General features: G+C 71.9%; 18 protein-coding genes. 13 read left to right on the forward strand and 5 right to left on the reverse strand.

All coding sequences use genetic code 11. From position 1 onward, the window contains the following. Positions 1–136 precede the first annotated feature (136 nt). From JOD51_RS13370 to JOD51_RS13405, 8 genes are all read left to right on the forward strand, one after another. Positions 137–892: a glycosyltransferase family 2 protein gene (locus JOD51_RS13370; RefSeq protein WP_307839492.1), complete on the forward strand. Its 756-nt coding sequence runs from the start codon at positions 137–139 to the stop codon at positions 890–892. Further along, a complete protein-coding gene (locus tag JOD51_RS13375) occupies positions 889–1,527 on the forward strand; it encodes a TIGR04282 family arsenosugar biosynthesis glycosyltransferase (RefSeq protein WP_259557536.1) in 639 nt (212 codons plus the stop codon). The genes JOD51_RS13370 and JOD51_RS13375 overlap by 4 nt, the downstream gene beginning before the upstream one ends. Next, complete coding sequence (locus tag JOD51_RS13380; RefSeq protein ID WP_204609290.1) at positions 1,524–2,192, forward strand: class I SAM-dependent methyltransferase; 669 nt, start codon at positions 1,524–1,526, stop codon at positions 2,190–2,192. The genes JOD51_RS13375 and JOD51_RS13380 overlap by 4 nt, the downstream gene beginning before the upstream one ends. A gap of 138 nt (positions 2,193–2,330) precedes the next feature. Beyond that, entirely contained in the window at positions 2,331–2,579 is a 249-nt protein-coding gene (locus tag JOD51_RS13385) for a hypothetical protein (protein WP_204609292.1), read from the forward strand. Positions 2,580–2,843: 264 nt separating this feature from the next. Continuing rightward, positions 2,844–4,463, forward strand: coding sequence for a phosphoglucomutase (alpha-D-glucose-1,6-bisphosphate-dependent) (pgm, locus tag JOD51_RS13390; protein WP_204609295.1), 1,620 nt, complete (start codon positions 2,844–2,846; stop codon positions 4,461–4,463). 32 nt (positions 4,464–4,495) lie between these two features. Then, positions 4,496–5,389: a hypothetical protein gene (locus tag JOD51_RS13395; protein ID WP_204609298.1), complete on the forward strand. Its 894-nt coding sequence runs from the start codon at positions 4,496–4,498 to the stop codon at positions 5,387–5,389. Positions 5,390–5,551: 162 nt separating this feature from the next. Next, positions 5,552–7,963, forward strand: a complete 2,412-nt coding sequence (locus tag JOD51_RS13400; protein WP_204609301.1) for an MDR family MFS transporter — start codon at positions 5,552–5,554, stop codon at positions 7,961–7,963. 104 nt (positions 7,964–8,067) lie between these two features. Beyond that, complete coding sequence (locus JOD51_RS13405) at positions 8,068–8,352, forward strand: GNAT family N-acetyltransferase (RefSeq protein ID WP_204609303.1); 285 nt, start codon at positions 8,068–8,070, stop codon at positions 8,350–8,352. 91 nt (positions 8,353–8,443) lie between these two features. Here the strand turns inward: JOD51_RS13405 and JOD51_RS13410 are convergent, their stop codons facing one another. The 3 genes from JOD51_RS13410 to JOD51_RS13420 form a co-directional block, all read right to left on the reverse strand. Then, positions 8,444–8,770: a hypothetical protein gene (locus tag JOD51_RS13410; protein ID WP_204609305.1), complete on the reverse strand. Its 327-nt coding sequence runs from the start codon at positions 8,768–8,770 to the stop codon at positions 8,444–8,446. 229 nt (positions 8,771–8,999) lie between these two features. After that, positions 9,000–10,049 carry a lipoate-protein ligase LplAB gene (gene lplAB, locus JOD51_RS13415; RefSeq protein ID WP_204609307.1) on the reverse strand — a complete coding sequence of 350 codons (1,050 nt, stop codon included), beginning with the start codon at positions 10,047–10,049 and terminating at the stop codon, positions 9,000–9,002. 71 nt (positions 10,050–10,120) lie between these two features. Continuing rightward, complete coding sequence (locus tag JOD51_RS13420) at positions 10,121–10,993, reverse strand: alpha/beta hydrolase (protein ID WP_259557520.1); 873 nt, start codon at positions 10,991–10,993, stop codon at positions 10,121–10,123. Positions 10,994–11,072: 79 nt separating this feature from the next. Here JOD51_RS13420 and JOD51_RS13425 point away from each other — a divergent pair, with 79 nt between their 5' ends. Genes JOD51_RS13425 through JOD51_RS13435 form a run of 3 tightly spaced genes read left to right on the forward strand, consistent with a single transcriptional unit; the run spans position 11,073 to position 13,489 of the window. Continuing rightward, a complete protein-coding gene (locus JOD51_RS13425; protein WP_204609311.1) occupies positions 11,073–12,215 on the forward strand; it encodes an inorganic phosphate transporter in 1,143 nt (380 codons plus the stop codon). Positions 12,216–12,226: 11 nt separating this feature from the next. Beyond that, a complete protein-coding gene (locus JOD51_RS13430; protein ID WP_204609313.1) occupies positions 12,227–12,496 on the forward strand; it encodes a hypothetical protein in 270 nt (89 codons plus the stop codon). Between the two features lie 51 nt (positions 12,497–12,547). Next, positions 12,548–13,489: an acetamidase/formamidase family protein gene (locus JOD51_RS13435; protein ID WP_204609315.1), complete on the forward strand. Its 942-nt coding sequence runs from the start codon at positions 12,548–12,550 to the stop codon at positions 13,487–13,489. Positions 13,490–13,607: 118 nt separating this feature from the next. Here the strand turns inward: JOD51_RS13435 and JOD51_RS13440 are convergent, their stop codons facing one another. Further along, complete coding sequence (locus JOD51_RS13440) at positions 13,608–14,360, reverse strand: SDR family NAD(P)-dependent oxidoreductase (protein ID WP_204609319.1); 753 nt, start codon at positions 14,358–14,360, stop codon at positions 13,608–13,610. A 173-nt stretch (positions 14,361–14,533) separates the two neighbouring features. Between JOD51_RS13440 and JOD51_RS17185 the strand changes: the two genes are divergently transcribed. Together JOD51_RS17185 and JOD51_RS13450 are read left to right on the forward strand one after the other, a co-directional pair. Continuing rightward, a complete protein-coding gene (locus JOD51_RS17185) occupies positions 14,534–14,998 on the forward strand; it encodes a MarR family winged helix-turn-helix transcriptional regulator (protein ID WP_204609321.1) in 465 nt (154 codons plus the stop codon). A 5-nt stretch (positions 14,999–15,003) separates the two neighbouring features. Beyond that, positions 15,004–16,353, forward strand: a complete 1,350-nt coding sequence (locus JOD51_RS13450) for an MFS transporter (RefSeq protein ID WP_239539877.1) — start codon at positions 15,004–15,006, stop codon at positions 16,351–16,353. Between the two features lie 150 nt (positions 16,354–16,503). On the opposite strand, the gene JOD51_RS13455 is transcribed toward JOD51_RS13450, so the two are convergent. Beyond that, positions 16,504–17,394 (reverse strand): alpha-E domain-containing protein, encoded by an 891-nt coding sequence (locus JOD51_RS13455; RefSeq protein ID WP_204609325.1) that lies wholly within the window; start codon positions 17,392–17,394, stop codon positions 16,504–16,506. Positions 17,395–17,402 lie beyond the last annotated feature (8 nt).

Genomic DNA, 17,402 nt, shown 5'->3' on the forward strand with positions numbered 1-17,402 from the left:
ATCAGCAAGGACGTGTTGGGTTGGGTGCATGACACAACACCCCGCAGCGGACGCCGTCGGACCTGATCCGACGCGCCCGACCGGCGAGGCGACGGACCCGACCCATCGCTCCGAGGACCCGCACCGAATGGTCTCCATGAGCGTCGACGTGATCCTCCCCTGCCTCGACGAGGCGGACGCACTGCCGTCCGTCATCGGCCGCCTGCCCGAGGGGTACCGGGCCGTCGTCGTCGACAACGGCTCGACCGACGGTTCCGCCGACGTCGCCCGCGCACACGGCGCCCTCGTCGTGACCGAGCCGGTCCGTGGTTTCGGGTCCGCCTGCGCCGCCGGTGTCGCCGCAGCGACCGCCGACTACGTCGCCTTCTGTGACGCCGACGCGTCGATGGACCCCGCCGAGCTCCCCGCCCTGGTCCAGCGCGTCGCGGACGGCCGGGTCGACCTGGCCCTCGGCCGCCGCGTCCCCACCAGCCGCGGGGCCTGGGCGCCGCACGCACGCTTCGCCAACCGCGTCCTCGCCGTCCTGATGCGTCGTGCGACCGGGTACCGTCTGACCGACCTCGGCCCGATGCGCGTGATGCGCCGCGAGGACCTGGTCGCCCTGGACCTCCGCGACCGCCGCAGCGGCTACCCGCTCGAGATGGTCCTCGCCGCGCACGCCGCCGGCTGGCGCGTCGACGAGTCCGACATCGGGTACGCGCAGCGCATCGGTGACAGCAAGGTCACCGGCACGCTCCGTGGCACGGTGAACGCCGTCAAGGACATGTCGCGCCTCCTCCGTGCCTACCGACGGGAGGCCCGCACCCGGACCGTCGCGCCCGTGTCGGTCCGCCAGCGGGTCGCCTCCACCTCCGCGGCTGCGGAACCCACGACCGCCGAGGTCCGCTCGTGACCGGCATCACGGTAGCCGTCGTGGCGAAGGAGTGCCTGCCCGGCAAGGTCAAGACACGCCTGACCCCGGCCCTGACGCCTGAGGGTGCTGCCAGGGTCGCCGCGGCCAGCCTCGCGGACACGCTCGCCACGGTGTCGGCCCTGCCGGCGGCTCGCCGGGTCCTCTTCTACGACGGCGACGTCCTGCCCGAGGGCGCGGACGGTTTCGACGTCCTGCACCAGCCGGGCGGCGGACTCGACGAGCGCCTGGGCTTCCTGTTCGACACCGTGCAGGAGCCGCTCCTGCTGGTCGGCATGGACACCCCGCAGGTCTCGGTCGATGCCCTGGCCCCCGTGTTCGACGGCGCCGAGCGCGACGCCTGGTTCGGTCCGGCCGAGGACGGCGGCTTCTGGTCCCTGTTCATGCGTGAGCCGACCGGTGACCTGATCCGCGGCGTCCCGATGTCGCAGGACGACACCGGCGCCGTGCAGCTCGAACGGTTGCGGTCCGCCGGGCTGGACACGGGCCTCCTGGCCGAACTGCTCGACGTCGACACGCTGCCGGACGCCGAGCGCGTCGCCGCCCTCGCTCCCACCACGCGGTTCGCGGCGGCCCTGGCCGACGAGTCCACGACGACCACCGGAGGTGTCCGATGACCGACACGACGAGCACCCTGCAGGCCTTCGGGGCCGGCGGCGACGAGCCGTACGCACGGGCCCTCCGCTCCGACGGCCGACTGCGCCTCACCGACCCCGACCGTCCGGGCGAGGTCGTCACGATGGACGTCGGCCGCTGGAGCGCCGCGGCGGACCGGGTCGACCGGTCCCTGCTCGAGGGTGCCGACGGTCCGGTCATCGACCTCGGCTGCGGGCCGGGCCGGATGCTCGTGGCTGCGCTGCGGATGGGGCTGCCGGCACTCGGCGTCGACGTCTCGGCCGAGGCGGTCGCGATCGCCACGCGGTCCGGCGGTCGCGCGGTCCAGGGATCGGTGTTCGAACCGGTGCCGGACGAGGGCCACTGGGACACCGCACTCATCATCGACGGCAACATCGGCATCGGCGGGGACCCGGTCGCCCTGCTCGCCCGGGCTGCCGAGATCGTCCGGGTCGGCGGCCGTGTCGTCGTCGAGACGAACCGCGACGCCGATGCCGACCGCACCTACGTCGCCACCGTGACGGACGCCGACGGCCACGCGAGCTCCGCGTTCCCGTGGGCCGAGGTCGGCCTCGCCGCGCTGCACGCCCACGCCGCCACGGCCGGGCTGACCGCTCGGCAGAGCTGGACCGACGGCGGGCGGCACTTCTGCGAGCTCATCGCCTGAACCGTTCCCCGCGCACGGAGCGCGCTTCTTTTGCATGATGCAAGAGAAGGACGTAGTGTGGTGTCCAGCAGTCGATGGTGTCGCGGACCCGTCGGCTCGGTGGGCGCGACGCCTCGGCACGACAGCGAGGAGAGCACCATGAGCACCTTCCCCCTCGGCGGGACCTTCGTCAGCGGTCTCCGTCAGCGTGACGAGCTCGGCACGTACACCTCGACCGGGCGGGCGCTGCGGGTCGACGCGGCGGTCGGCACCTACACGGGCGTCGCGGCCGGACGGGTCGGTCGATTCGTGGACACCGCGTTCCGTCGCCCGAGCACGGTGACGGCGAGCACGCGGACCGTCACCGGGTCCGTCCGTACCGCGACCGGGTCCTTCCGGACGGCCTGACCGCCGCCGGCAGGCTGTCTCGGCCCGCCCTGGCAGGCCGTCTCGGCCCGCCCCCAGAACGGCTCGCCCCCGCGGTGAGCAGCCAGACCGCGAGCGGTCGCACTCCTCGGCTTCCCCCCAGCCCGAGGAAGGCGGCCGCTCGCGTTCGTTCCAGCAGTCCGTCGCGCGGTTCCCCGCACCGGCTCCGCACGGTTCCCCGCACACGCTCCGCACGGTTCTCCACAACCGTGGGCGCATCCACCGCGGCGATGCCAGGATGGGGTCATGAACGACCGTGCCGGAACCCCAGCGACCGCAGACGACCTCGTCGACCTCGATGCGCTCACCGCGGCGTACTACGACCGGGTCCCGGACGTCACGAACCCCGAGCAGAAGGTCGTGTTCGGCACCTCGGGCCACCGCGGCTCCTCGCTCGACAGTGCGTTCAACGACACGCACATCGCCGCCATCACGCAGGCGATCGTGGAGTACCGCACCGCGCAGGGCACCGACGGCCCGCTCTTCATCGGCCGTGACACCCACGCGCTCTCCGGCCCGGCCGAACGCACCGCGCTCGAGGTCCTGGCCGCCAACGGTGTGCACGTGCTCGCCGACGCCGACAACGGGTACGTCCCGACGCCGGCACTGAGCCACGCGATCATCGCGTACAACACCGCCGGGCACGACGACACCGCCGACGGCATCGTCATCACCCCGAGCCACAACCCGCCGCGCGACGGCGGGTTCAAGTACAACCCGCCGCACGGCGGCCCGGCGGACAGCGACGCCACGACGTGGATCGCCGACCGGGCCAACGCGATCATCGCCGGCGGCAACACCGAGGTACAGCGCGCCGAGCACGCCACGCACGACGGCTACGACTTCCTGCGCAACTACGTCGCCGACCTCGAGAACATCATCGACATCGCGGCGATCAAGCGCGCCGGGGTGAAGATCGGCGCCAACCCGCTCGGTGGCGCCTCGCTGCCGTACTGGAACCTCATCCGCGACCACTACGGGCTCGACCTGACCGTGGTGAACCCCGACGTCGACCCGACCTGGTCGTTCATGACGCTCGACTGGGACGGCAAGATCCGGATGGACCCGTCGAGCCCGTCGGCGATGGCCTCGGTGGTCGCGCGCAAGGACGACTTCGACGTCCTGACCGGCAACGACGCCGACTCCGACCGCCACGGCATCGTCACGCCCGACGGTGGCCTGATGAACCCGAACCACTACCTCGCCGTCGCGATCGAGTACCTCTACGCGCACCGTCCGCACTGGCGGGACGACGCCGCGATCGGCAAGACCCTGGTGTCGTCGAGCATCATCGACCGGGTCGCCGAGTCCCTGGGCCGTCGCCTGTGGGAGGTCCCGGTCGGCTTCAAGTGGTTCGTGCCCGGCCTGATCGACGGCTCCGTGGCCTTCGGTGGCGAAGAGTCCGCGGGCGCGTCGTTCCTCCGCATGGACGGCACCGCGTGGACGACCGACAAGGACGGCATCATCCTGGCGCTCCTGGCGTCCGAGATCGTCGCCGTCACGGGCAAGACCCCGTCGCAGCTGTACGCCGAGCTCACCGAGCGCTTCGGCGACCCGGTGTACCAGCGTGTCGACGCAGCCGCCAGCAAGGAGCAGAAGGCCCGTCTGTCGAAGCTCGACGGCGACGCCATCACCGCCGAGACCCTGGCTGGCGACCCGATCACGGCGAAGCTGTCGAAGGCGCCGGGCAACGACGCGGCCGTCGGTGGCGTCAAGGTCGTCACGGACAAGGCCTGGTTCGCGGCCCGCCCGTCCGGCACCGAGGACGTCTACAAGATCTACGCCGAGAGCTTCGTCGGGCAGGAGCACCTGGAGCAGGTGCAGCGCGAGGCCAAGGAGATCGTCGACGCGGCGCTCGGGGCCTGACAGCCGCTCGGTTCCGTGCGAGGCTGAGCCCCATGGCGTTGTTCGGACGGAAGAAGCCGGCGGCGGAGCCGCTGCCCCTCGTCGTGCTCGCGCAGCGCACCCTGGCGGAGCGCGGTGTCGAGACGACGCTGGACGGGCCTCCCGGCGATCCGATGCAGGCGCGCCTGCTCGGCGCCGACGGACAGGTGTACCTGCTCGCGAACCTGGTCGCACAGGTCCGCGGTGAGAACGAGGAGCGCCGGACGGCCATCGTCCGGGCGCACTTCGACCGGATGCTGCAGGCGCACCGCGAACCGACGCCCGAGGAACTGAGCGCCGACGAACTCCGCGACCGCGTCCGGCTCCGCCTGCTCGCCGAGGACGGCGCCGACCCGACCGACCTGAACTACGCGCGCCCGTTCGCGCCGGGCCTCGTGCTCGGGCTCTGCGTCGACTACCCGACGATGGTGAGCACCCTGGCGACGCAGACGTTGCCGAAGCTCGCGCTCGGTCCGGACGAACTCTGGGCGATGGCCCGCTTCAACACCGACGCCGAAGCGGTGGACGCGAACGCCGAGATCGCCCCGGGCGTGCACCTCGTCGAGGGCGAGTCGCTGTTCATCGCGTCGAAGGCCGTCAACCTGCCCGCCCTGTTCGGCGCTGCACCGTTCGGCACGGTGTTCGCGGTCCCGCACCGCCACCTGCTGCTCGCCGTGCCGATCCGTGACGCGGACAGTCTGCAGGCGATCCAGACGCTCGCCGGACTGCTGGTCCGGGTCCTCGGCGACGAGGACGCCGGCCTGCCCGGTGGACTGCTCAGCCCGCACCTGATGTTCTCCCGTCACGACCAGGTCACCCCCGTGTCGTCGTTCGACCACGAGACCGGCGAGCTCCGCATCGAGGTCGACGAGCGCTTCCAGGAAGCACTGGAGCAAGCGGTCGCCTGACCGGGAGTCGCCTGACCGGGGTCTCGCCGGGTACGCCGGAGGTCTGCCCCACATCCCGCTGTGGACGGCTGCCGATCTCCACAGGAACGCGTTCGCGGTGCGCACTGCCGTTGCCGGAGTTGTAACTTTGCACGCAGCGCAAAATCTTCGGGAGTCCCGCACATGACACAGACCGCGACCGCACCCGCGGCCCCCACGACGTCGTCGAACGTCGTGATGAACCACCGCCAGATCCTGCTCGTGATCTACGGCCTGATGGCCGGTATGTTCCTGGGCGCCCTCGACCAGACGATCGTGGGCACCGCGATCCGCACCATCGGCGACGACCTGCACGGTCTCGACCAGCAGGCGTGGGTCACGACCGGGTACCTGATCGCCTCGACGATCACGACGCCCATCTACGGCAAGCTCTCCGACCTTTTCGGGCGACGCCCGCTGTTCATCACGGCGATCGCGATCTTCATCCTGGGCTCGCTCGCCGCGTCCTTCTCGACCTCGATGCTCATGCTCGCCGGGTTCCGTGCCCTGCAGGGCCTCGGCGCCGGTGGCCTGATGTCGCTGCCGCTCGCGATCATGGGCGACATGCTCGCCCCGCGTGAGCGCGCCAAGTACCAGGGCTACTTCCTGGCGGTGTTCGGCATCTCGTCCGTCATCGGCCCGCTCGTCGGCGGTGTGTTCGCCGGCGCGAACGAACTCCTCTTCATCTCCGGCTGGCGCTGGGTCTTCCTGATCAACGTCCCGATCGGCATCATCGCCCTCTTCATGGTGCTGACGTTCCTGCACCTGCCGAAGTACGGCGAGCGTCGCAAGCCGCGCATCGACTGGTGGGGTGCGTCCCTCGTCATCGTGACGCTCGTCCCGCTGCTCCTGATCGCCGAGCAGGGCCGCGAGTGGGGCTGGGGCTCCCCCGGCGCCCTGGCCTGCTACGGAGTGGGCGCGCTCGGACTGATCGCGTTCGTCATCGTCGAGCGTGTGATGGGCGACGACGCGATCCTGCCGCTGAAGCTCTTCGGCTCGCGCGTGTTCTCGATGTCGGCCGTGCTGTCCGTCCTCATCGGCTTCGGCATGTTCGGTGCGATGCTGACCATCCCGCTGTACCTGCAGATCGTCAAGGGCGTGACGCCGACCGAGTCCGGGTTCGCGATGCTCCCGATGGTCCTCGGCCTGATGATCTCCTCGATCGCCTCGGGTCAGATCGTGTCCCGCACCGGCAGGTACCGGATCTTCCCGGTCACCGGGACGGCCTTCACCGCCGTCGGCTACACCGTCCTGACGTTCCTCACCGCGGACCGGCCGCTCTGGTTCCTGATGACCGGCATGTTCCTCATCGGACTCGGGCTCGGCCAGCTCATGCAGACGCTGACCCTCGCCGCGCAGAACTCCGTCTCACCGCGGGACATCGGTGTCGCGACCAGTGCCGCCACGTTCTTCCGCCAGATCGGCGGCACGATGGGCACCGCGGTGCTGCTGTCCGTGCTGTTCAGCCTGATGCCGACGAACATCACCGGTGCGCTGCAGAACGAGTCCGACCTGAAGAGCGCCCTGAACGCCGCACTGAACCCGGCCGTGGCGAACGCCGAGTCGAACAAGGGCGTGATGAACCAGATCTGGGACCCGATCGTCACCCCGATCAAGAAGAACGTGCAGGACGGTCTCGACCAGGGCGCCGTACAGGCGAAGCAGGCCGCCGACCAGGCCGTGACGAAGCAGGTCACCGCCGCCGTCCAGCAGCAGGTCGACGCGGGCACCATCCCCGCTGCGGCAGCCGACACGGTCATCGCCCAGCAGGTCGCCGACGCGAAGGGCGACGCCGAGCAGAAGGCGCTGCAGACCGCGGCGGCCAAGGTCGGTGCGGACGTCGTCGACGGCACCCTGCAGGTCGACTACTCGAACGCTGCGCAGCGGAGCAACATCGTCGACACCGTCGCACCGAAGCTCGTCGACCAGCTGCGCGACGGCAAGGGCGGTACCTCGTCGAGCACGTCGTCCACCAACGACACGTCGTTCCTGAACGGGTCCGACAAGCGCCTGAGCCGTCCGTTCCTGGTCGGGTTCAGCGACTCGGCGGTCACGGTCTACTGGGTCGGTCTGGCGGTGATCCTGGTGGCCTTCGTCCTGACCTGGTTCTTCAAGGTGCCGCCGCTGCGCAAGACCTCGGCGCTGCAGGAGCAGGCCGACGCCGCGCGGAAGACCGAGGACGACGACCGTCTCAGCGTCGACGCACAGCAGGCGGCGTCGGGCTCCGGCTCGCTCGTGTCGCCGGACACCGGGTCGATGTCGGTCGTCCCGACCTCGCCCGACGTGCCCGCGCAGCCGCGCTCGGCCCGGACGGCCGGCGGACCGCAGGTGTCGGTGCTGCCCGCCGCGACCAGCACCGCGGCCGGGACGACGACGGACGACACCCGGGCGCCCCTGCCCCACGCGTCCACCCACGGAGCGCACTCGTCGTCGACGCCGGTGGACGAGCCTCCCGCGGCGACCGGTGCGATCCGGACGCAGCACGGCGCGCACGCCGCGGGCGAGACCGAGCCGCCCGCCGACGAGCACCCGCACGGTCGCCACACGGCCGGCTAGCCCCTCGCGAAACGCAACGTGGGCGGTTGCACGCAGCGGTACTCCGCGGCGTGCAACCGCCCACGTTGCGTTCCGCGGGAGGTGTCGGGCGTAGCGTCCGGAGGATGAGTCTCGAAGTCCGCAACGACACCGACCAGAACCAGTACTCCCTCGTCGAGGACGGCACCGTCATCGGCCTCGCCGCGTACGAGATCGACGGCGACGCGATCCACTTCGTGCACACCGAGGTCGACCCGGAGCACCGTGGCGGCGGGCACGCCTCGATCCTCGTCGAGCGAGCGCTGGACGACGTGCGGGCGAACTCCGACCGCCGGCTCGTCGCCGAGTGCAGCTACGTCGCCGCGTGGCTCGAGCGGCACCCGAACCACCAGGACCTGCTCACCCGCTGACCAGCGCGGCACGGCGCAGGGCAGCCCCGAGCCGCGCAACGCAGCAACCAGACCGGGCCGGGCCGGACCGGACTGGACCGGACCGGGCCGCTCAGTACGAGCGGTCGTGCGTCCCCGCCCGGTGTGCGCCGCGACTGGCGCGAGACGCGGGCACCCGGATCAGCACGGTCCCGCTGAGCAGGTCGTGGTCGTCGCGCGACGGCGTCGGCGCTTCGCGCGGGAGGCGCGCCTGCCGTTCGTACTCGGCCTGCGTCTCGTGTCGGGTCGGCGCGAACACCTCGTCCATCATCGACACCACGCCACCGGATCCGCCCCCGCGTGTGGACTTGTTCGACAGGTCGATCCAGCCCACGCGGTCGGCGATCCACATCACGACGACCGCAGCGGCCACCGCCCCCAGGAAGATCAACCAGTTCACGGCAGCGACGTTACGTGGCCGTCCGGCGGAGGACATCCGCCGCGCGGCTGATCCTGGCGATCCGCACGGACGTCGCCGAGGCACCGAGGCTCGCCCCGGCGGACACATTGCCGCACTCGGGCGCCGCACAGTGTCCGCCAGGCCGAGGCTCGGCGCCGAGCCGGCCGGGCCGGGGCCGGCGCAGCCGGGCACCGGCAGCCGCGGGCCGCGCGCAAGCGCGGCCGCGCGCTCAGGGCACCCGCTCGATCCACTCCCGCGTCGCGAACTTCGTGTCGACGAGCTCCCGCGCCTTCTGCCGCTCGGCATCGGTCACGTGCCCCTCGGTCGCCCCGTACAGCGACGTGAAGGTGCCGACGAGCCGGTCGATGATCTCCGCGCGGCTCAGGCCGGTCTGAGACCGCAGCGGGTCGACACGCTTCGCGGCGCTCGTCGTCCCCTTGTCGCTCATCTTCTCGCGGCCGATGCGCAGGACCTGCACCATCTTCTCGCCGTCCATGTCGTAGCTCATGGTGGCGTGGTGCAGCAGCGATCCGGTGCCCAGGCGCTTCTGCGCGGCGCCGCCGATCTTGCCCTTGGTCGAGGTGATGTCGTTGAGTGGCTGGTAGTACGCCTCGATGCCCAGGGACTTCAGCGCCTCGATCACCCACTCGTCCAGGTACGCGTACGAGTCGGCGAAGGTCATCCCCTGCACGAGCTCGGTCGGTACGTACAGCGAGTACGAGATGATCGCGCCGGCGTCCATGAACATCGCGCCGCCGCCGGAGATGCGCCGGACGACCTGCACGCCGTACTTCTCGGCTCCAGCGGGGTCGACCTCGTTCTTCAGCGACTGGAACGAGCCGATCACGACGGCCGGCTGGTCCCACTCCCAGATGCGGAGCGTCGGCCCACGGCGTCCGGCGCCGACCTCCTCGGTGAGGACCTGGTCGAGCGCCAGGTGCTCGTTCGGGCTGATCGGCCCCTCGTGGACGACCTGCCACTCGTAGTCCCGCCACGACGAGGCCCGCGACAGCGCCCGGCGGACCGCGACCCCGACGGACTCGGGCGTGAAGCCGAGCAGGACGGCGTCCTCGGGCAGCGCGTGTCGGACGGCGGCGGCGATGCCGGCCGCGTCGGTGTCCGCGCGCAGGCCGTCGACCGCCTGGTCGATCAGCGGCAGCGCGTCGTCCGGCTCGAGGAAGAAGTCACCCGCCAGCCGGAACTGGTCGATCTTGCCGTCGACGACCTCCAGGTCGACGACGACGAGCTTGCCTCCGGGCACCTTGTACTCACCGTGCATGCCGCCACCCTATTCCGGGAGGCCCGTGGCGGGCCCGCCACGGGCCTCCCGTCCGACGGGCGCGACCGTGCTCAGCGCCGCGGGACGACCCGGTCGAGCCACCCGACGAGGTCGGCGACCACCTCGTCGCGGTTCGTCTCCCGGTAGACCTCGTGCCGCGCCCCGTCGTAGACCTGGACGGTGACGTCGGAGAGCCGACCGCACCGCCGGTACGTGCGGGCGAGGAGTTCGACGGAGCGGGGGCCGCCGAGGGTGTCGTCCGAGCCGACCTGCAGCAGCACCGGCAGGTCGTGCGGGATCCGTCGGCGCGGCAGGCCGAGCAGCCGCAGGGTGTCGGGCAGCCCGAACAGGCCGATGACGTCCGCCTCGACGACCAGCGGGTCGAGGCCGATCGCCTCGATGACCGCCCGGTCGCGGGTGAGCCACTCGTGCTTCGTCGGGCCCGACGCCGCGTGCCGACGGTTGAGGTCGCCGCCGTTCATCAGCCCGGGGACACGGAGCGCGCTGCCCGACTGGACCACGCCGGCGTACTGCTCCGACGAGGTGTTCACGATCCGCTGGGCCATCAGGGAGCCCCACGAGTGGCCGAGCAGCACGACGGGCAGGCCGGGGTCGTCGGCCTTCGCGACCGCGGTCATCTGCTCGACGGCCGCGATCGCCGCCCGGAGCCCGCCCGGCCCGAGACGACCGAGCTTGGTGTGGTCGCCGTCCCACTGCCCCAGCCCGGTGCGGCCGTGCCCGCGGTGGTCGTTGACGTGCACGGTCCAGCCGGCGCGGACGAGGTCCTGCGCGAGCGGCTCGTACCGCAGGCCGTGCTCGCCGACACCGTGCGCGATCTGCACGATGCCCCGCGGCTTGCCGGCACGCCAGGTCGAGTAGACGATCTCGACACCGTGGGCGTCCGTGAACGAGGAGTCGCCGCGGGCGGCGGAGAACGTGGGCACGGCAGCATCCTGGCAGACCCCGCACCTGTTCACCCCGCGTTCACCCGGGGGCGCGTCCCCGGGTAATAACGTTCCGCGCATGGACGTCCTCGTCACAGTCGTGTTGGTGATCGTGGTGGCCCTCGTGTTCGACTTCACGAACGGGTTCCACGACACCGCGAACGCCATGGCCACCTCGGTGGCCACGGGTGCCCTCAAGCCCCGCACCGCCGTCATCATCTCCGCCGTGCTCAACCTGGTGGGTGCGTTCCTGTCCACCGAGGTGGCGAAGACCGTCTCGCAGGGGATCATCCGCGAGGGTCAGGACGGCATCCACATCTCGCCGACGATGATCTTCGCGGGGTTGGTCGGTGCGGTGCTCTGGAACCTCGGGACCTGGTACTTCGGGCTGCCGTCGTCCTCCACGCACGCGCTGTTCGGCGGGCTCATCGGCGCATCGATCATCGGCGCCGGGCTGAACTCGGTCGACTGGGCCACCGTGGTCTCGAAGGTCGTGCTGCCGGCACTGCTCTCCCCGGCCATCGCGGGCGTGATCGCCCTCGTCGCGACGTTCTTCGCCTACCGCCTGACGAAGAACGCCACCACGCACGGTGCCGCGACGGGCTTCCGGCACGGGCAGACGATCTCCGCGTCGCTGGTGTCCCTGGCGCACGGCACGAACGACGCGCAGAAGACGATGGGTGTCATCACGCTGACCCTGATCGCCGCGGGCTACCAGGGCGCAGGCACCGGTCCGGAGCTCTGGGTGATCCTGGCCTGCGGTCTCGCGATCGCCCTCGGCACCTACATGGGCGGCTGGCGCATCATGCAGACCGTCGGCAAGAAGATCTCGGACGTGCAGTCCCCGCAGGGCTTCGCGGCGGAGACGAGCTCGGCCGCGACGATCCTGGTCTCCTCGCACCTGGGCTTCGCGCTGTCGACCACGCACGTGACGAGCGGGTCGGTCATCGGTTCGGGGCTCGGCAAGAAGCTGGCGGACGTGCACTGGGGCGTCGTCGGCAAGATCGTCATCGCCTGGGTCATCACGCTGCCGTCGGCCGCGGTCGTCGGCGGCCTCGCCACCTGGCTGGCCTCGACCTCGCCGATCGGCCTGATCATCGTGGCGGTGCTGGCCCTGGCCGGCGGACTCGCCTTCTACGTCCTGGCCCGGCGCAGGCCGATCAGCGCCGACGACGTCCACGAGGGCACCGCGGAGCGCGAGCCCGTGGCCGCCGGGAACTGAGGGAGGAACCGATGGACATCGACTTCACCGCCATCGGCACCGTCGCGGGCGTCGGCTTCGTCGCCGCCGTCGGCGTGGTGCTGCTCTACACGCTCGGGCTGCGACTGCTCGGGACCGGTCAGCCCGCGGACGCCGCCGGCGAGAAGACGCAGTACTCCGAGGAGACGCAGCGCTCGGGCACGACGCCGCTGGGAGCGTACCTCGGTGCGGGCGTCTGCTTCGCGCTGTGCATCGCGGCGGTCCTGTACGGCATCTGGATGACGATCCCGCAGTTCCACTGACGCCGGCGTCCGGCTCCGCACACCCGGAGCCGAGCCTGGGATGATCGGCCGGTGACCCGCCACCGCATCGAGACCACCCCCGACACCGCCGTCGACGTCCTCACCGCCGAACGTGCACCGGTGCTGACCGTCGCACCGGGCGACACCGTCACGGTCCGCACCCTCAGCGCCGCCGGGTACACCGAACGTCTGCCCGCCCCGGGCGTCGAGGCGCCGACGCTCATCGCCTCCCGCCGCGGCCACTGCCTGCTCGGCCCGATCGCCGTGACCGGTGCCCGACCCGGGCAGGTGCTCGCCGTCCGCTTCGACGAGCTCGTGCCGGACGACTGGGGCTACACCGGCTCGGGCGGCGTCGACACCCCGCTGAACCGTGACCTCGGGCTCGCCGATCCGTCCACGCGCGGCCCGCTGCTCTGGGACGTCGACGCGACCGCGGGCACGGCACACAACCAGCTCGGGCTCGGCGTCCGGACGGCCCCGTTCCTCGGCGTCGTCGGCCTGCCCCCGGAGGCGACGGGGGAGCACTCGACGATCCCGCCGCGACCCCTCGGCGGCGGCAACATCGACTGCCGCGAGCTCGTCGCCGGTGCCACCCTGTACCTGCCGGTGACCGTCCCGGAGGCGCTGCTCTCGGTCGGCGACGGCCACGCGGCCCAGGGCGACGGCGAGGTCTCCGGCACCGCCGTCGAGTGCGGCATGACGACCACGATGACCCTCACCCTGCTCGACGAGGCCCCGGTCGACGGCGTGCACGCGGACACCCCGGCCGGACGCATCACGTTCGGGTTCGATGCCGACCTCAACGCCGCGACCACGACCGCCCTCGACCGGATGGTCGACTGGATCGCCGGCACGTACGCCATCACCCGCGCCGAGGCGCTCGGCATGGCGAGCGTCGCCGTGAGCATGCGCGTCACCCAGGTCGCGAACCGCACCTGGGGCGTGCACGCGCTCCTCCCGCACGACGCGGTCCTGACGCGGACAGCGGGCTGACGGACGGGAGGCCCGGCGGACGTGAGCGGATCTGCTCACGTCCGCCGGGCCTCCCGTCCGGACCCGCGTCCCGCGGGTGCCTGCTGTGCCGCTGAGCGCGCAGTGTGCCGCCGAGTGCTCAGTGCGCCGAGTAGCCGCCGTCGACCAGGTGGTAGCTGCCGCTGATGAACGACGCCTGGTCGCTCAGCAGGAACAGGACGAGCGCGGCGACCTCGGCGTCGGTGCCGAGGCGTCCGGCGGCGTGCTGCGCCTCGAGGCCGGCGAGTTCGTCGCCGCTCAGCGACGAGCGGACGAGCGGGGTGTCGATGAAGCCCGGGCCGACGGCGTTCGTGCGGACGCCCTTCGCCGTGTACTCGAGCGCGGCGACCTTGGTCAGGCCGACGAGGGCGTGCTTCGACGCGACGTAGGCGGCGTTGTTCGCGAGGCCGACCGAGCCGAGGACCGACGACATGTTCACGATCGCGCCGCCGCCGGCTGCGAGGATCGCCGGGATCTCGTAGCGCAGGCCGTAGAAGACGCCGTCCAGGTCGACGGCGCGCACGCGGTCCCACGCCTCGACGTCGTACTCGCCGATGGGCTGCGGGGCGGCGCCGATGCCGGCGTTGTTGACGGCGAGGTGCAGCGCGCCGTAGGTGTCGACGGCGAACCGGACCGCACGCTCGTTGTCGGCGGCGATCGACGAGTTCGCGGAGACGGCGGCCGCGGTGCCACCGGCCTGCTCGATCTCGGCGACGACGCGCTCGGCGGCCTCCTGCTCGATGTCCGTGACGACGACGGAGGCGCCCGCTGCCGCGAGCTCCTTCGCGATCGACTCACCGATGCCGCTGCCACCGCCGGTGACGATGGCGACCTTGCCCTCGAACCCGTTCATCTGTCCTGCTCCTCCCGTGCCTTCCGGCCCGTGTCGTGTGGGCAACACATGTTGCTCAAAGCCGCACTCTACGCCTGCCGACCGGGGGTTCGTCGAACGGTCTGGCGTCCACTCCCGGCGTGGTCAGGCGCAACCGATTCGTTCGCTGAACTAATGAGGTAGGCTAACGGCTCGTGACCGTCACCGACCCGCTCCCCACCGCCGCGCGTCGCCGTCCGTCGCCCGACCCCTCGCTCGCCAGCGACGTCCGGATCGCCGTCAACCGGCTGTCGCGGACCCTGCGGGCGCAGAAGGCCGACACGACCGTCAGCGACGCCCAGTTCTCAGCCCTCGCCCTGCTGCACCGCGAGGGCGCGATGTCCCTCGCCGACCTCAGTCGCCGCGAAGGCGTCACCCCGCCCTCGATGACGAAGACCGTCACCGCGCTGCTCGACCGCGGCCTGCTCACGAAAGACGACCACGGCGACGACCGCCGCAAGGTCCTGCTCTGCCCGACCCCCGACGGCGACGACCTGGTCACCGAGACCCGGCAGCGGCGCGACGGCTGGCTCACCCCACGCCTGGCGGCGCTCACGCCGGCGGAGCGGAAGACGCTCACCGCCGCCACCGACATCCTCCGGAGGCTCGCCGCCCAGTGAGTGCCATGTTCCGGTCCCTCTCGGGACGCAACTACCGCATCTGGTTCGCGGGTGCCCTCGTGTCGAACATCGGCACGTGGATGCAGCGCACCGCCCAGGACTGGCTCGTCCTCACCCAGCTGACGCACGACGACGCCGTCGCCGTCGGGGTCACCATGGCGCTGCAGTTCGGACCGCAGCTGGTCCTGCTGCCCTGGACCGGCCTGGTCGCCGACCGCTTCGACCGACGCCGGATGCTCATGCTCACGCAGGGGCTGATGGGGCTGCTCGGCCTCGGGCTCGCCGTGATGGTCCTCACCGACACCGCCACGCTCTGGTCCCTCTACGGGTTCGCCCTCGCACTCGGCGTCGTCGCCGCGTTCGACACCCCGGTCCGCCAGGCCTTCGTCTCCGACGTCGTCACCGGCGAGCAGGTCTCGAACGCCGTCGCGCTGAACTCCGCGTCCTTCAACGCCGCCCGACTCATCGGCCCCGCCGTGGCCGGTGTCCTCATCGCGGCGATCGGCTCCGGCTGGGTGTTCGTCATCAACGCCGGGTCGTTCCTGGCCGTGTTGATCGCGCTGCGGTTCGTCGACCCGAAGCAGCTCGCCGACCGGGCACGGGCCCCACGCGGCAAGGGGCAGCTCATCGCGGGCTTCCGGTACGTCCGGACCCGACCGGACATCATCGTGGTGCTCTGCATGATCTTCGTCGTCGGGACCTTCGGCGTGAACTTCGCGATCTTCACGTCGACCATGGCGCGCGTGGAGTTCCACCGCGGCGCCGGTGAGTTCGGGCTGCTCAACTCGGTGATGGCGGTCGGGTCGGTCCTCGGCGCCCTCCTGTCGGCACGGCGTGAGGTCCCCCGGATGCGGACGCTGACCATCGCCGCCGGCGGGTTCGGACTCGCCTGCACCGCCGCGGCCTTCGCACCGACGTACTGGACGTTCGCGATCCTGCTCGCCTTCCTCGGGCTCGCCTCGCTGACGTTCATGACCACGGCGAACGCGCTCGTGCAGACCACCACCGCGCCGGCGATGCGCGGCCGGGTGATGGCCCTCTACATGGCGGTCTTCGCGGGCGGCACCCCGCTCGGCGCCCCGATCGTCGGTGCGGTCGCCGACGCCTGGGGGCCGCGCTGGGCGATCGGGGTGGGCGCGTTGTCGGGGTTCGTCGCCCTGGCCATCGCCCTCGTGTGGCTCGTCCGGTTCCAGCACGTCCGGCTGCGCTACGACGCGGACAACCGTCTGCACCTGGCCGTCACGCGGTCGCTGCCCGTCGTCACCCCGGCACCGGGCTCCCGGGCGGCCCGGGCAGCCGTCCGGCGGGACCTGGAGCACGACGAGGCGGTCGCCCAGCGATCCAGCGCGGTCTGAGCCGCACCTGCCGCGGACGCGCTGCGGCCAGGTCCGTGGTCGGTCGTGGTGTCGCCGTGGTGCGGTGGCCGCTGTTCAGTCGCCGTCGTGCGGCGGCCGCAGTGTGGGGGTGGCGTCGGTGGCGTCGGTGTGGTCTGGGTGGTCGGGACGTCAGAGCGCTGGTTCGGGTGCAGTGAACACCCGCCGGTCGAGTGCCGCGGTGATCGCCTCCGCGGCGGCCGCCAGGCGCGAGCCCGCCGTCCGGGCAGCGTCCACCGCGGTCTCCGGCGTCACCGTCTCGAGCTCGGCACGGGCTTCGGCGAACGCGTGGACCTCCGCCGCCAGGTGCGCGCCGACCAGGTCGTCCAGGCACCCCTCGCTGCGACGGGCCAGGAACAGGAGCGAGCGCGGACTGTGCTCGTCGAGCAGGAGGAACGCGGCCGCGTCCGCCGACGTGCTGCCGTGTCGGAACTCCCGGTGGAACGCCTCCCCCGCCCCGCAGGCCCGGAGCGCGGTCGACCACGACGCCGCCGAGCCCGGGTCGAGCAGGTCCGAGGCGAGCATCCGGGCGGTCACGGTCAACCGCGTCAGCGAGCGCCCGAGGGTGAAGAACTCCCACACCTCGTCCCGACTGACGTCCCCGTCGACCACGCCGACGGCCAGGGCACTGCGCTCGCGGACCCAGCCGAGGAACTCGTGCGCCTTCTCGCCGACGATCTTCCGGGGCAGCCGGGACCGCGTCGTGTTGAGGCAGTCCCACAGGTCGGTGGACACGACGTCCCGGGCCCGACGGGCGTCGTCCCGGGCGACGGCCACGGCCGCGGCGATCGACGCCGGTTCGTGCCGGTCCAGTGCCAGCGCGTCGAGGGTCGCCGCGGGGCTGAGGTCGGCGCCCGGACGGACCACCGCCCCGACCACCGTCCGCAGATCGCGACCGAGGCCCGGGTCCTCGACCGACGGGTCCCGACGGGCCAGGTGCACGTCGAGCAGGCGCGCGACGACGTCCGTCCGCTCGACCGCGCCCCCGACACTGTGGACGCTCCTGGCGAGTCGGTTCAGCACGGCGACTC

Source organism: Curtobacterium herbarum (assembly GCF_016907335.1).
Lineage (GTDB): Bacteria > Actinomycetota > Actinomycetes > Actinomycetales > Microbacteriaceae > Curtobacterium > Curtobacterium herbarum.